This is a genomic window from Pseudomonas sp. 2822-15 (assembly GCF_002742515.1).
Classification (GTDB): Bacteria; Pseudomonadota; Gammaproteobacteria; order Pseudomonadales; family Pseudomonadaceae; genus Aquipseudomonas; species Aquipseudomonas salomonii.
The window spans coordinates 290,207-305,211 of the sequence record NZ_LJRY01000170.1; the positions used below are offsets into that span (position 1 = coordinate 290,207).

The following is a 15,005-nucleotide window of genomic DNA, read 5'->3' on the forward strand; positions in this document are numbered from 1 at the left end:
CATGTTCAAAAAGACGTTAGGCGCCGTGGCGCTGGCGGTAGCCTTCAGCGGTTTTGCAGCGGCCGAAGAAGTGAAGATCGGCTTCCTGGTCAAGCAGGCAGAAGAGCCCTGGTTCCAGACCGAATGGGCCTTTGCCGAAAAGGCCGGTAAGGACCAGGGCTTCACCGTGATCAAGATCGCGGTGCCCGACGGCGAGAAAACCTTGTCCGCCATCGACACCCTCGCGGCCAACGGTGCCAAGGGTTTTGTCATCTGCCCGCCGGATGTGTCCCTCGGCCCTGCGATCATGGCCAAGGCCAAGCTCAACGGCTTGAAAGTGCTGGCGGTGGATGACCGCTTCGTCGATGCCAAGGGCAAGCCGATGGAAGACGTGCCTTACCTGGGCCTGGATGCCTACAAGATCGGCCAGAAGCAAGGCGAAGCCATGGCTGCCGAGGCCAAGCATCGCAACTGGGACTGGAAGGAAACCTACGCCGTCATCAACACCTTCGACGAGCTGGAAACCGGCAAAAAACGCACCGACGGTTCGGTAGAAGGCCTCAAGGCCGCTGGTTTGCCGGCTGACCACATCCTGTTCAGCGCACAGAAAACCCTCGACGTGCCAGGCAGCATGGACTCCACCAACTCGGCGCTGGTGAAGCTGCCGGGCACTGCAAAAAACCTGATCATCGGTGGCATGAACGACAGCACCGTACTGGGCGGCGTGCGCGCCACCGAAAGCGCCGGCTTCAAGGCGGCCAACGTGATCGGCGTGGGCATCAATGGCACCGATGCGATTGAAGAGTTGAAGAAAACCGACACCGGCTTCTACGGCTCAATGCTGCTCAGCCCTGATGCGTCCGGCTACAAAACCGCCACGGCGATGTTCGAGTGGGTCACCAAAGGCACCGAGCCTGCCAAGTTCACCGCCCTGGATAACGTAACCCTGATCACCCGCGCCAACTTCAAGGAAGAGTTGAGCAAAATCGGACTGTGGAAATGACCGGCGCGGCGTTGCGTTTCAACGGCATCGGCAAGGAGTTTCCCGGGGTCAAGGCGCTGGCGCAGATCAGCTTTGAGGCGCGGCCGCACTCGGTGCACGCGCTGATGGGCGAGAACGGCGCGGGCAAGTCCACGCTGCTCAAGATTCTCGGCGGTGCCTACACGCCCAGCAGCGGCACGGTGCAGATCGGCGAGCAGGTCATGGCGTTCAAGAACGCTGCCGACAGCATCGCCAACGGCGTAGCGGTGATTCACCAGGAGCTGCATCTGGTGCCGGAAATGACCGTGGCCGAGAACCTGTTTCTCGGGCATTTGCCGTCACGTTTCGGCGTGGTCAACGGCGGCCAGCTGCGCAAGCAGGCATTGGCGTGCCTTAAAGGCCTGGCCGATGAAATCGACCCGCAAGAGAAGCTTGGGCGCTTGTCTCTGGGCCAGCGTCAACTGGTGGAAATCGCCAAGGCGTTGTCCCGTGGTGCCCATGTGATCGCGTTTGACGAACCCACCAGCAGCTTGTCGGCGCGGGAAATCGACCGCTTGATGGCGATCATCACCCGCCTGCGCGATGAGGGCAAAGTGGTGCTGTATGTGTCGCACCGCATGGAAGAAGTGTTCCGTATTTGCGATGCGGTGACGGTGTTCAAGGACGGCCGTTATGTGCGCACTTTTGACGACATGGCCACACTGACTCACGACCAGTTGGTGACCTGCATGGTCGGGCGCGATATTCAGGATATCTATGACTATCGCCCGCGTGAGCGCGGGGAGGTGGTACTCACGGTCAAGGGGTTGCTTGGGCCTGGCTTGCGCGAAGCGATCAGCCTGCAGGTGCACAAGGGCGAGATTCTCGGCCTTTTCGGGTTGGTGGGCGCCGGGCGTACCGAGCTGTTTCGTTTGCTCAGTGGCCTGGAGCGCGCAACGGCCGGGCAGTTGGAATTGTTTGGGCAAGCCCTGCAACTGCATTCACCACGCGATGCCATCGCCGCCGGCGTACTGCTGTGCCCGGAGGACCGCAAAAAGGAAGGCATCATCCCGCTGTCCAGCGTGGCCGAGAACATCAACATCAGTGCGCGTGGCGCGCATTCCACCTTTGGCTGGCTGCTGCGTGAAGGCTGGGAGAAGGGCAACGCCGACAAGCAGATCACGGCGATGAAAGTCAAAACGCCGAACGCCGAACAGAAAATCATGTACCTGTCCGGCGGCAATCAGCAGAAGGCCATTCTCGGCCGCTGGCTGTCGATGCCGATGAAGGTGTTGCTGCTCGATGAGCCCACACGCGGCATCGATATCGGCGCCAAATCCGAGATTTACCAGATCATCCATAACCTCGCGGCCAGCGGCATTGCCGTGATTGTGGTGTCCAGCGACCTGATGGAAGTGATGGGCATCTCTGACCGCATCCTGGTGATGAGTGAAGGCGCGCTGACTGGCGAGCTAACCCGCGACCAGGCGGATGAAGCGAAGCTGTTGCAACTGGCTCTCCCGCGTTCGCGGGCTTGAAGAATTCGAGGGTGTAGGCATGTCACAGGTAAAAACTGCAAAGGGCTTTTGGCCGGGTTTCAACCAACGTAAATTTCTCGATGATTGGGTGATGCTGCTCGCGGCATTGAGCATCTTTGTGCTCAGCGCGTTGTTTATCGACAACTTCCTCTCGCCGCTGAACATGCGCGGCCTGGGCCTGGCGATTTCGACGGTGGGCATTGCGGCGTGCACCATGCTGTTCTGCCTGGCCTCGGGGCACTTCGACTTGTCGGTGGGCTCGGTGATTGCCTGTGCCGGCGTGGTCGCGGGGATTGTGATCCGCGACACCGACAGCGTGGTGCTCGGCGTGTCAGCGGCCTTGGCCATGGGCCTGGTGGTGGGGCTGATCAACGGCATCGTCATCGCCAAGTTGCGCATCAACGCCTTGATCACCACCTTGGCGACCATGCAGATCGTGCGCGGGCTGGCTTATATCTTCTCCAACGGCAAAGCCGTCGGTGTGATGGACGAACGCTTCTTCGTGTTCGGCAACGGCCAACTGATGGGCGTGCCGGTGCCGATCATCATCACCGTGTTGTGCTTTGTGTTCTTCGGCTGGCTGCTCAACTACACCACCTATGGGCGCAACACCATGGCCATCGGCGGCAACCAGGAAGCGGCGTTGCTGGCCGGGGTGAATGTCGACCGCACCAAGATCATCATCTTTGCCGTGCACGGCTTGATCGGCGCACTGGCCGGAGTGATCCTCGCCTCACGCATGACCTCGGGCCAGCCGATGATCGGCCAGGGCTTTGAGCTGACGGTGATCTCGGCGTGTGTACTGGGCGGTGTGTCGTTGAGTGGCGGTATCGGCATGATCCGTCATGTGATTGCCGGAGTGTTGATTCTGGCCATCATCGAGAACGCGATGAACCTGAAGAACATCGACACCTTTTACCAGTATGTGATCCGGGGTTCGATCCTGCTCTTGGCGGTCATCATCGACCGCATGAAGCAACGCTGAACTCTTGCCCTGTGAAGATCCAAATGTGGGAGCTGGCTTGCCTGCGATGGCGGTGGGTCAGCTAAGTATTTGTTGGCTGATACACCGCCATCGCAGGCAAGCCAGCTCCCACAATGGATCTCCTCTGTTCAGCAGGGCTGCATTTGCCATAATGGCGCCGTTTTCGTACTTCCCAATAGGCCCGATATGCAGGAAAACGCCCACAACCCCGTCAAAGACGCCGCCCCCACCGGCACCCAGACCCTGCTGCGTGGCCTGGGCGTGGTGCAAGCGGTGGCGGCGGGTGCGCGCGACTTGAAAGAGATCGCCAAGCGCATCGGCACCACCCGCAGCACCACCCACCGCCTGGCCAGCTGCCTGGTGGAGGAGCGTTACCTGCGTGTGGTGCCGCAAGTGGGTTATCTGCTCGGGCCGAAGCTGATCGAACTGGGTTTTCAAGCCCGCGACGAACTGCCATTGGTGACCCTGGCGGTGCCGTATTTGGATGAGCTGTCGGCACTGACCGGCGACACCATCCACTTGGCGATTCGTGAATACGACGACGTGCTCTATCTGCACAAGAACCCCGGCCGCTACGGCCCGGAAATGCGCTCGCGGGTCGGCCATCGCATGCCGTTGGCGCGCACGGGTGTGGGCAAGGCAATGTTGCTGGATGACTCTGTGCAGGAGTGGCAGCGCCTGTATGAAGCCAGCCTGCCCGCCGAGGGCAAGAGCCAGCAATGGCCGTCGCACCCGGAGCAATCCTGGGCGCAGTTCGAGCAGCGCATGCGCGAATACGTGGTGGGCGGGTATGCGTTCGACCTGGAAGACAACGAACCGTCGATCCGTTGTGTGGCGGCACCGGTGCGCGATGCCAGCCGGCGAATCGTCGCCGGCATCAGCATCGCCAGTACCGTGCCCTACATGCCGCTGGAAAAGATGGCCGAGCTGATCCCTGTGATCAAACAGGTCGCAGCGCGGCTGTCAGCGGAGTTGGGTGCGAAGGCCTGATCAGGCCTTCAAGGTCGCCATGTCGATGACAAAGCGGTACTTCACATCACCGGCGATCATGCGGGTGTAAGCCTCGTTGATCTGGCGGATATCGAGCATTTCGATGTCACAGGTGATGTTGTGCTCGGCGCAGAAATCCAGGACTTCCTGGGTTTCGGCAATGCCGCCGATCAAGGAGCCGGCCAGCACTTTACGGCCCAGCACCAGCTTGGCGGCATTCACCGGCGGGTCGACCGGTTCGATCAAACCGACCAGGATATGCACGCCGTCAAAGCGCAGCACGTCGAGGTAGGGGTTCAGGTCGTGCTGCACCGGAATGGTGTCCAGCAGGAAGTCAAAGCTGCCGGCGGCGGCTTTCATCTGCTCGGCATCGGTGGACACGATCACGTGGTCGGCGCCCTGGCGGCGGCCTTCTTCAGCCTTGCTCGCGGAGCGGGTGAACAGCGTAACTTCCGCGCCCATGGCCTTGGCGAACTTGATGCCCATGTGGCCCAGGCCGCCCATGCCCAGCACGCCGACTTTGTCGCCCGCCTTGACGCCGTAGTGCTTGAGCGGCGAGTAGGTGGTGATGCCTGCGCACAGAATCGGCGCGGCGCTGGCCAGGTCGAGCGTGGCCGGGATCTTCACCACAAAGTGCTCGCTGACCACGATGCTGTCGGAGTAGCCGCCCATGGTGTTGCTGCCATCCACCCGGTCCGGGGTGGCGTAGGTCATGGTCGGGCCTTCGAGGCAGTACTGCTCAAGGTCCGCCTGGCAAGCGTCGCAGTGGCGGCACGAATCAACCATGCAGCCCACGCCTACCAGGTCGCCGACTTTGTGCGTAGTCACGCTGGCGCCGACGGCAGTGACTTTGCCGACGATCTCGTGGCCCGGCATCAGCGGGTACACGGCGATGCCCCACTCGTTGCGTGCCTGGTGGATGTCGGAGTGGCACACGCCGCAGTAGAGAATCTCGATGGCTACATCATCGGCGCGCGGGCTGCGGCGTTCGAAAGACATGGGGGCGAGGGGAGTGGTGGCCGACTGGGCGGCATAACCGATGGCGGTGTACATGCAGAAACCTCGCAAAAGAATTGATCAGGGAGGTGGCGCATTTTCCGCGCAGGGCGGGGATGCGGCTATGGCGATTGCTCCGAACCTCATGCCTATTCGTCCGGGAGTGCCCTGTGATTGGATTCATGCACGCTCAGACCTGCGATGATGCTCTTATCCCTTTTTAACGAAGTTTTTTGCCATGTTGTTGACCCGCCATCTCGATGCCAATGCCACGCTGGTTGCCTTGATTGAGGACCTCACGCCCTGCGACGGTTTCTCCCCGACGTACCTGCCCGGCGTGAAGGTATTGCGCGCCAGTTGCGATGTGGCACGCGGCCCGCAGATCTATGAGCCGAGCCTGATGTTTGTGGCCCAGGGCAGCAAAGTCGCCTATTTGGGTCCGCGCACACTGGAGTATGGCGCCGGGCATTACCTGATCCAGGCGATGCCGGTGCCGTTCGAATGCGAGACCTTTGCCATGGCGCCCGAGGCGCCGCTGTACGGAGTTACCGTGGGGATTGATCGCGTGGTGCTGGGTGAATTGGTCATGGCCATGGGCATGCAGGCCGGGCCGCCGCCGACGGCGCAGACGTTGGAATCCATGAGCTCGGTGATGCTCGATGATGCAATGCGCGGCAGCGTCGAGCGGCTGCTGCAATGCCTGCACGATCCGCTGGAAAGCCGGATCATGGGCCCGGCGCGGGTAAGGGAAGTGTTGTTTACCGCATTGCGCGGGCCACAGGCGGATGTGCTGCGTGCATTGGTGGAACAGCAGGGGCAATTCTCACGTATTGCCACCTCGTTGCATCACCTGCATGCCCATTACGCCGAGCCGCTGAACATTGAGACATTGGCCGGGTATGCGCATATGAGTGCGTCGACCTTTCACGAACACTTCAAGCGTTGCACGCTGTTATCGCCGGTGCAGTATTTGAAGCGTTTGCGGTTGTTGAAGGCGCAGCAGTTGCTGCTGGTGGAAGGCTTGGGTGTGGCGCAGGCGGCGCACAACGTGGGGTACCAGAGTACATCGCAGTTCAGTCGAGAGTATAAGCGTTACTTCTTGCGTAACCCGGGTGAAGAGCGGGTCGCCTGACACAACGCGGTCAAAGCTGTGGGAGCTGGCTTGCCTGCGATAGCGCAGTATCAGTCAACCAATCTTTAGCTGACCCACCGCCATCGCAGGCAAGCCAGCTCCCACAGTTGATTTATGTTGGCCATACAAAAGGCTCCCATGTGGGAGCCTTTTTTGTTCAAGCAACTGCCTTACATATTCGGGTAAGTCGGCCCGCCCGCGCCTTCCGGTGTCACCCACGTGATGTTCTGCGAAGGGTCCTTGATGTCACAGGTCTTGCAGTGCACGCAGTTCTGGGCGTTGATCTGGAAGCGCTTCTCGCCGTCTTCCTTGGTGATCACTTCATACACGCCGGCCGGGCAGTAGCGCTGCGCCGGTTCATCGTAGAGCGGCAGGTTGGTGCCGATCGGGATGCTCGGGTCTTTTAGCTTCAAGTGGCACGGCTGCTCTTCTTCGTGGTTGGTGCCGGAGATGAACACCGAGCTCAGCTTGTCGAAGCTCAGTTTGCCGTCGGGTTTTGGGTAGTCGATCTTCTTGCTGTCCTTGGCGAGCTTCAGGCAGGCGTAGTCCGGCTTGGTGTCGTGCAAGGTGAACGGCATTTTGCCGCCGAGGATGTTCTGGTCGAACCAGTTGAAGCCGGCGCCGATGATCGGGCCGAACTTGTGCATCGCCGGGCCGAAGTTGCGGCTGGCGAACAGTTCTTCGTAGAGCCAGCTGGATTTGAAGCTGTCGACGTAGTTGGTCAGTTCATCACCGCCTTCAGACTCGGCGAACAGGCGCTCGGCCACGGCGTCGGCGGCGAGCATGCCGGACTTCATCGCGGTGTGGCTGCCCTTGATCTTGGCCACGTTCATAGTGCCCAGGTCGCAACCGATCAATGCACCGCCCTTGAAGACCATCTTCGGCAGCGAATTGATGCCGCCTTTGGCCAGCGCGCGCGCGCCGTAACTGATGCGCTTGCCGCCTTCCAGGTACTGGGCCAGCACCGGATGGTGCTTGAGGCGCTGAAACTCATCGAACGGCGACAGGAAAGTGTTGCTGTAGGACAGGTCGACGATCAGGCCAACGACCACCTGGTTGTTTTCCAGGTGATAGAGGAACGAACCACCGGTGTTCTCGTTGCTCATGATGTCCAGCGGCCAACCGGCGGTGTGTACCACCAGGCCTGGCTGGTGCTTGGCCGGGTCGATTTCCCAGATTTCCTTGAGGCCGATGCCGTAGTGCTGGGCGTCGGCGTCGCTGTCCAGATTGAAGCGCTGGATCAGTTGCTTGCCGATGTGGCCACGGCAACCTTCGGCGAACAGCGTGTATTTGCCACGCAGCTCCATGCCTGGGGTGTAGACGCCTTCTTTCGGATGGCCTTCGCGGTCGACACCGAGGTCACCGGTGATGATCCCGCGCACCACGCCGTTCTCGTCGAACAGCGCTTCCTGGGCGGCGAAGCCTGGGTAGACTTCCACGCCCAGGTTCTCGGCCTGCTGAGCCAGCCAGCGGCACAGGTTGCCCAGGGAGATGATGTAGTTGCCTTCGTTGTGCATGGTCTTGGGCACAAAGAAGTCAGGCACCTTGGTGGAGGCGTCGGGGCTGCGCAGTACATAGATGTCGTCGCGCACTACCGGGGTATTGAGCGGGGCGCCGAGGGCTTTCCAGTCCGGGAACAGTTCGTTCAGGGCGCGTGGTTCAAACACGGCACCGGAGAGGATGTGGGCGCCGACTTCGGAGCCTTTCTCGACCACGCAGACGCTGATTTCTTTACCGGCTTCGGCGGCCTTCTGCTTCAGTCGGCAGGCGGCAGACAGGCCTGCCGGGCCAGCGCCGACGATGACCACGTCGAATTCCATGTATTCGCGTTCCACAGGCTATCTCCTACTCAAGGCTCAACAGGCTTTTTTTTCTAATGGGTGGAGGTTCGGTGTCGTCTTGCAACAACGGCAAGACCCACCTTTCTCTCTAGGTGGCGCATTATATCTACACCACTGGCAGCGTCCAATACAAACGTTTGTTTGAATTGCTTGCAGGCTAGGTAAATCAAAGCAACGCGGCTTATGACTGGCTATTTTGGCGTATTGACCAGAATAGGCGTTCCGGTCAATATACGGTCGGTTTTGCGCTTACCGTAGGCAGACAGCAGGTTTCAAGAGCACGTCCAAAAGCACGACAGGTGACGCGCGCGCCCAACGATGGCGCGCAGTTTACACGCTGCGATAAAGAATGACCTCTTAGTCACCCCTGACGAACGGTCATCATTTCCCCATCGCTGAGTCACTCGCCGAGGTTTTTGGAGGTGCCCTTGTGTGCCGATGAGCATCAACCGCCAGGTTCGCCTAGGCGACTTTCTTTTCACCGGAGAGTAACGAGGAATCCATGAAGGTTCTTGTAGCTGTCAAACGCGTTGTCGATTACAACGTGAAAGTTCGCGTCAAGGCGGACAATTCCGGCGTCGACCTTGCTAACGTCAAAATGTCGATGAACCCTTTCTGCGAAATCGCTGTGGAAGAAGCTGTACGCCTGAAAGAGAAAGGCGTGGCGACTGAAATCGTGGTGGTTTCCATCGGCCCGACCACTGCTCAAGAGCAGCTGCGTACCGCCCTGGCCCTGGGCGCCGACCGCGCCATCCTGGTTGAGTCGGCTGAAGACCTGACCTCCCTGGCCGTGGCCAAGTTGCTCAAGGCCGTTGTCGACAAGGAACAGCCTCAGTTGGTGATCCTCGGCAAACAAGCCATCGACAGCGACAACAACCAGACTGGCCAGATGCTGGCTGCGCTGACCGGTTACGGCCAGGGCACCTTCGCTTCCAAAGTCGAAGTGAGCGGCGACAGCGTCGCTGTGACCCGTGAAATCGACGGCGGCGCACAGACCGTTTCGTTGAAACTGCCGGCCATCGTCACCACCGACCTGCGTTTGAACGAGCCGCGCTACGCGTCTCTGCCAAATATCATGAAAGCCAAGAAGAAGCCGCTTGAGTCGGTGAGTCCGCAAGCTTTGGGCGTTTCCACCGCCTCTACCAACAAGACCGTCAAGGTTGAAGCACCGGCTGCACGCAGCGCGGGCATCAAGGTCAAGTCGGTGGCTGAACTGGTCGAGAAACTGAAAAACGAAGCGAAGGTGATCTGATCATGGCTATCCTCGTAATCGCCGAACACGACAACAAGGTGCTGGCCCCGGCCACCCTGAACACTGTCGCTGCCGCAGCCAAAATCGGCGGCGACATCCACGTACTGGTAGCTGGCCAGGGCGCTGGCGCCGTGGCTGAAGCCGCTGCGAAAATCGCGGGCGTGAGCAAAGTCCTGAACGCTGACAATGCTGCTTACGCGCATCAGCTGCCGGAAAACGTTGCCCCACTGGTTGCAGAGCTGGGCGCTGGCTACAGCCACATCCTGGCCGCCGCCACGTCCAATGGCAAAAACATCCTGCCACGCGTTGCCGCGCAGCTGGACGTTGACCAGATCTCCGAGATCATCTCGGTAGAAAGCGCCGACACCTTCAAGCGCCCGATCTACGCCGGTAACGCCATTGCCACCGTACAGTCCAACGCTTCGGTAAAAGTCATCACCGTGCGTGCCACCGGTTTCGACCCGGTTGCCGCTGAAGGTGGTTCGGCTGCCGTTGAAGCCGTCTCCGCTGCCCACGACGCCGGCACTTCCAGCTTTGTTGGCGAAGAGCTGGCCAAGTCGGATCGCCCTGAGCTGACCGCTGCCAAAATCGTCGTTTCCGGCGGTCGTGGCATGCAGAACGGTGACAACTTCAAGCACCTGTACGCCCTGGCCGACAAGCTGGGCGCTGCGGTCGGCGCTTCCCGCGCGGCCGTCGACGCAGGCTTTGTACCCAACGACATGCAGGTCGGCCAGACCGGCAAAATCGTTGCGCCACAGCTGTACATCGCCGTCGGTATCTCCGGCGCGATTCAGCACTTGGCCGGTATGAAAGACTCCAAAGTGATCGTTGCGATCAACAAGGACGAAGAAGCACCCATCTTCCAGGTGGCTGATTACGGCCTGGTGGCAGACTTGTTCGAAGCCGTACCCGAGTTGGAGAAGCTGGTCTAATCCAGCCGCTTCACTTATAAAGAGCCCGGTCCTTGTGACCGGGTTTTTTTTTGACTTGCTGGAGAACCTCGCCATGGAGCTGCGTCCCGTATTGCTGGCCCTTTCACTGCTGCCAAGCCTTGCGCTGGCCGCCGGCAAGTGTGATCGCCTGGTGATCACCGGCAGCCCGGACGCGCCGCCTTTGCTCTGGCGTGACCCTCAAGACCCAACGCACCTGATCGGCGCCACCGCCGATGTACTGCAACAAGTCGGCAAGGACCTGGGCGTTAAAATCGACCTGCTCTACGGCGGCAAACGTTCGCTGGCCCTGGATGAAGTGCGCAGTGGGCGCATGGACATTCTCGCCGATGCGCCGCTGAACCTTGGCGAGCTGGAAACCCTCGATTACATCCACCCGGCGCTGGTGCAGATCGACTACCTGGTGTGGACGCGCAAGGATTCGCCGCTGGTCTACACCCGCGCTGAAGACTTGCACGGGCATAAAGGCGGGGTCTCCGAGCGTGCGCGCTTGAGCGCTGGTTTCGACGCCTTCGCCGCTCAACAGCTGAGCCTGCAACGTCTGCCCAGCTTGACTCCGGCGTTCCAGAAACTGCTGTTGGGTGAAGTCGACTACGTGCTGGCCGGGCGCTACTCGGGCATGGCCATGGCCCAGACGCTGGGCATGAGCAACGACCTGGTCGCCCGCGAAATACCCGTCGACCAGCCCGGCCTGTACCTGGCGATTTCCCACAACTCCGCCTGCAACGATCCGTGGCTGCGCGGACAGCTGGCGAAAAAGATGACAGAATTGCCCGCGTCCGGTGTCGCGCAAGCCGCCTTGCAGCGCAACCTCGAACGCTGGAAAGCGCAATTGCAGCAACCCGTCGGCACCCCAGCAAAGTAAGGATTTTCAGTGACTCTTCGACCTCTTTTCGCGGCCCTCGCCGTTGTCGCTCTGGCGGGATGTGCAGCTGATCCTGCGCCGAATGAACAAATACGCCTCACCCAGCAGGCCTTGGAACAGGCCAATGCCGTGGGTGCCAGCACCGATGAATCGCCTGAACTGAAACTGGCTGAAGACAAGTTCGCCAAAGCGCGGGCCGACATGGCCGACCAATCTTATAAGGATGCGCGCATGCAGGCCGAACAGGCCGAACTGGACGCGCGCCTGGCTGAGGCGCGGGTATTGACGCGCAAAAGCCAGGAACAGTTGAACGTGCTCAACACCCGCATCGCCCGACTGCGCAAACAATTGCAGCTGGGAGAAGCCCAATGAGCCCGCTGATCCGTGGTTTGAGCTGTGTGTTGCTGCTGGCTGGCGCGGCGTTGGGCGGTTGCGCCAGCCATCCCAACAGCGAGCAAGCGCTGCAACAGGCCGGCAACGACTTCCAGAAGGTCAAGGAAGACGCGAATGTGCTGCGCTTTGCGCCCAAGGACGTGATTCGTGCCGGAGAATCCCTGGCCCGCGCCGATCGCTTGTCCAGCTACTGGGGCAGCGGCCCTGACGTGGTGCATTACGCCTACCTGAGCCAGCGCTACAGTGAGATCGCCCGCGAACACACCGAGCAGGGGCTCAACGCCGAGCGCGGTACCAAGCTGGAACTGGAGCGCCAGCGCCTGCAATTGGCCCTGCGTGAGAGCAAGTTGGCCAGCGTGCAGCAGCAAGGCAAGTGGCTCGAAGAGCAAATCGCCAGCCTCACCACCACCCAGACCAATCGCGGCCTGGTCATGACGTTGGGCGATGTGTTGTTCGACACCGGTGATGCCGAGCTGCAAAACTCGGCCAACCGCACCGTGCTCAAGATCGTGCAGTTCCTGCAGTTGAACCCCAAGCGCGTGGTGCGCATCGAGGGTTATACCGACAACACCGGCGGCGAGCAGGAAAACCTCAAGCTGTCCCGCGACCGTGCGCAATCGGTGGCTGATGTGCTGATGGACCTGGGCATTGATGAAAAACGCATCCAGGTCGAGGGCTACGGTGACCAGTACCCGGTAGAGGCCAACGCCTCAGAGCGCGGCCGCGCGCAGAACCGCCGGGTGGAAATTGTGTTCTCCGACGAAAAAGGCCAACTGGGCGCCGCTCGCTAAAGGCTGACACCGATCAGTGTGGGAGCTGGCTTGCCTGCGATGCAGGCGCCTCGGTACAGCAGGCAAACCGAGGCGATGCTATCGCAGGCAAGCCAGCTCCCACAGGTTGCCTGTGTACACACAGAACCGATCATTGATCGGTTTTTTTATGCACCTTGTCCCTACAGTTTTCTCTATCACTGCCGCCCGCGCTCGACTATTGTGGCAACTGTCCCCGTACACTTCTAAACTGTGCCGGTATGTTTCACACAAAAATAAAATACCCGTGAAATCGAGTGCTGCGTCATGACCAATCTGTTGCTTTACCAACGTATCGCCCAGCAACTGGCTGAGGACATCCGGCGCGGTGTTTATCAACCCGGCGAACGTGTGCCTTCGGTGCGCAAGATGAGCTCACAGCTCAACGTCAGCCACGCCACGGTGTTGCAGGCCTACGCCAACCTGGAAGACCAGGGGCTGATTCGTGCACGGCCGCAGTCGGGTTATTACGTGCACCAGACGCCTGCACTCACGGCGCCGACGCCGGATATCGCCCGGGTTGAGCGTCCGGGGTTGGTCACGCGCAGCAGCATTATCCAGCAAGTATTGGTCGAGTCGCGCCGCGAAGGGGTGTTCCCGCTGGGCGCGGCCGTGCCGAGTGTCGACTACTTGCCGGTGCGGGCGTTGCACCAGCAACTGGCCAAGGTCACGCGTTTCCAGAGCCCGCGGGCCTTCAGCTACATGTTCAGCCCCGGTTTCGAGCCGCTGCGCCGCCAGGTGGCGATTCGCATGCGTGATGCCGGCGTGGTGGTGGACCCTTCCGAAGTGGTGATCACGCACGGGTGCGTTGATGCGTTGCAGATGTCGTTGCGCGTGCTGACGCGCCCAGGCGACTTGATCGCGGCTGAATCACCGACCTATTACGGTTTGCTGCAACTGGCCGACCTGCTGGGCCTCAAGGTCATCGAGATCCCCAGCGACCCGGCGACGGGCATGAGCCTTGAGGCGCTGCAACTGGCGGCCAACCAATGGTCGATCAAGGCCCTGGTGCTGACCACGCGCCTGAGCAACCCGCTGGGCGCGACCATGCCTGAGGAACGGCAGAAACAGTTGCTGCGCCTGGCCTCGGATTTCGATATTCAAATTGTTGAGGACGATATCTACGGCGAGCTGATGTTCGAGCTGGGTCGTACCAAGGCCCTTAAAGCCTATGACCGCCTGGACCGGGTGATCTACTGTTCGAGTTTCTCCAAGACCCTGTCGCCTGGCGTGCGCATCGGCTGGATGATTGCCGGCAAGTACCAGCAGGAAATCCAGCGGCTGCAGATGTTCAGCACCCACTCGGCGTGCAGCGTCACCCAGATGGGGGTGGCGGCGTACCTGGAAAACGGTGGCTATGACCGACATCTGCGCTACATCCGCCAGGAATACCGCAAGAACCTCAGCGCATTCCAGCTGGCGGTGCAGCAGTATTTCCCCGAAGGCACGCAGATGACCCGCCCGACCGGCGGCTTTATCCTGTGGGTCAGTTTGCCGGGAAGGGTCAATACCCAGGAACTGCACGTGCGCGCCCTGCAGCAGGGCATCAGCATCGCACCGGGCGTCATCTTCAGTAATACGGAACAGTTCAACCACTGTATTCGGCTTAACTGCGGCACGCCGTGGAACCGCGAGGCAGAGCGAGCGCTGATGACGTTGGGGATGTTGGCCAGCCAATTGTGCCAGGAAACTGCGGCCGGATTTTGAACCTGGGCTGAGGCGCGAAAAGGGGACACTCACATTGACCGGCTGATCACAAGGGTTGTCATGCCGCGCTCAACAAGCGAGCATATGGCCTTCTGCCGTTAATGCTGTAGGCAATATGACCTCTATTTTTCGCGCTGTTGTGGTGATTGGCCTGTTAAGCCTGTGTAACGTCGGCACTGTCCTGGCGGCAGCCCCCGTGACTCAAAGCAAGCCCACCGCCAGCACCGAGCAGAAGGCTCCCGCGAAGAAACCGGCGTCGGCTAAAAAAGCCCCGGCGGCCAAGAAAAAAACCGCCGTCGTGAAAAAACGTGCACCGATGGCGAGCAAATCCAAATCTGCCCACGAAGTGGCCCAGACCAAACTGCCACCGGCACAGTTGGACCTGTCCCTGCCAACCGAAATGGTCAGGCACTTGCAACCCATCGGCACCATGCCTAAACCCAAGAGCGTGCCGCTGTTGCCGCCGATGTTTGCGGAAAAGCCCACCGACAACAGCGCGTTCCAGATCAATGGCCGCCTGCTCAGCAACCAGATGCAGTTGCAACTGCGTAACGAAGAGCGCCGCGACATCGAAGGCGCGGCGCTGGATTTCGAGTTCAAGCAATAA

The 15,005-nt window shown here is 60.5% G+C and carries 14 protein-coding genes; 12 read left to right on the forward strand and 2 right to left on the reverse strand.

The features are described from left to right. Position 1: 1 nt before the first annotated feature. From AOA59_RS07370 to AOA59_RS07385, 4 genes are all read left to right on the forward strand, one after another. Complete coding sequence (locus AOA59_RS07370) at positions 2–982, forward strand: substrate-binding domain-containing protein (protein WP_099486641.1); 981 nt, start codon at positions 2–4, stop codon at positions 980–982. Further along, on the forward strand, positions 979–2,478 hold the full coding sequence (gene araG, locus AOA59_RS07375) for an L-arabinose ABC transporter ATP-binding protein AraG (protein WP_099486642.1): 1,500 nt from the start codon (positions 979–981) through the stop codon (positions 2,476–2,478). Before AOA59_RS07370 ends, araG begins: the two co-directional genes overlap by 4 nt. A 19-nt stretch (positions 2,479–2,497) precedes the next feature. Further along, the gene (gene araH, locus AOA59_RS07380; RefSeq protein ID WP_056861621.1) at positions 2,498–3,463 is read left to right on the forward strand and encodes an L-arabinose ABC transporter permease AraH; all 966 of its coding nucleotides are present in this window, start codon (positions 2,498–2,500) and stop codon (positions 3,461–3,463) included. Between the two features lie 186 nt (positions 3,464–3,649). Beyond that, positions 3,650–4,453, forward strand: a complete 804-nt coding sequence (locus AOA59_RS07385) for an IclR family transcriptional regulator (protein WP_065929302.1) — start codon at positions 3,650–3,652, stop codon at positions 4,451–4,453. Here the strand turns inward: AOA59_RS07385 and AOA59_RS07390 are convergent, their stop codons facing one another. Continuing rightward, on the reverse strand, positions 4,454–5,506 hold the full coding sequence (locus tag AOA59_RS07390) for an NAD(P)-dependent alcohol dehydrogenase (protein WP_069787974.1): 1,053 nt from the start codon (positions 5,504–5,506) through the stop codon (positions 4,454–4,456). It abuts the gene before it with no gap. Between the two features lie 181 nt (positions 5,507–5,687). On the opposite strand from AOA59_RS07390, the gene AOA59_RS07395 reads away from it, so the two are divergent. Continuing rightward, positions 5,688–6,581 (forward strand): AraC family transcriptional regulator, encoded by an 894-nt coding sequence (locus tag AOA59_RS07395; RefSeq protein WP_099486644.1) that lies wholly within the window; start codon positions 5,688–5,690, stop codon positions 6,579–6,581. A gap of 170 nt (positions 6,582–6,751) precedes the next feature. On the opposite strand, the gene AOA59_RS07400 is transcribed toward AOA59_RS07395, so the two are convergent. Then, entirely contained in the window at positions 6,752–8,416 is a 1,665-nt protein-coding gene (locus AOA59_RS07400) for an electron transfer flavoprotein-ubiquinone oxidoreductase (RefSeq protein WP_099486646.1), read from the reverse strand. Positions 8,417–8,924: 508 nt separating this feature from the next. Here AOA59_RS07400 and AOA59_RS07405 point away from each other — a divergent pair. The 7 genes from AOA59_RS07405 to AOA59_RS07440 all read left to right on the forward strand — a co-directional run bounded on the left by AOA59_RS07405 (position 8,925) and on the right by AOA59_RS07440 (position 15,005). Continuing rightward, complete coding sequence (locus AOA59_RS07405; RefSeq protein WP_099486647.1) at positions 8,925–9,674, forward strand: electron transfer flavoprotein subunit beta/FixA family protein; 750 nt, start codon at positions 8,925–8,927, stop codon at positions 9,672–9,674. Between the two features lie 2 nt (positions 9,675–9,676). Beyond that, entirely contained in the window at positions 9,677–10,606 is a 930-nt protein-coding gene (locus AOA59_RS07410; protein ID WP_056861617.1) for an electron transfer flavoprotein subunit alpha/FixB family protein, read from the forward strand. Between the two features lie 73 nt (positions 10,607–10,679). Further along, positions 10,680–11,489, forward strand: a complete 810-nt coding sequence (locus AOA59_RS07415; protein WP_099486895.1) for an ABC transporter substrate-binding protein — start codon at positions 10,680–10,682, stop codon at positions 11,487–11,489. 9 nt (positions 11,490–11,498) lie between these two features. After that, complete coding sequence (locus tag AOA59_RS07420; protein WP_017138337.1) at positions 11,499–11,861, forward strand: DUF4398 domain-containing protein; 363 nt, start codon at positions 11,499–11,501, stop codon at positions 11,859–11,861. After that, on the forward strand, positions 11,858–12,673 hold the full coding sequence (locus tag AOA59_RS07425) for an OmpA family protein (RefSeq protein WP_099486649.1): 816 nt from the start codon (positions 11,858–11,860) through the stop codon (positions 12,671–12,673). Before AOA59_RS07420 ends, AOA59_RS07425 begins: the two co-directional genes overlap by 4 nt. A 285-nt stretch (positions 12,674–12,958) precedes the next feature. After that, positions 12,959–14,398: a PLP-dependent aminotransferase family protein gene (locus tag AOA59_RS07435; protein WP_017138335.1), complete on the forward strand. Its 1,440-nt coding sequence runs from the start codon at positions 12,959–12,961 to the stop codon at positions 14,396–14,398. Between the two features lie 115 nt (positions 14,399–14,513). Further along, positions 14,514–15,005 carry a translation initiation factor 2 gene (locus AOA59_RS07440; protein ID WP_065929925.1) on the forward strand — a complete coding sequence of 164 codons (492 nt, stop codon included), beginning with the start codon at positions 14,514–14,516 and terminating at the stop codon, positions 15,003–15,005.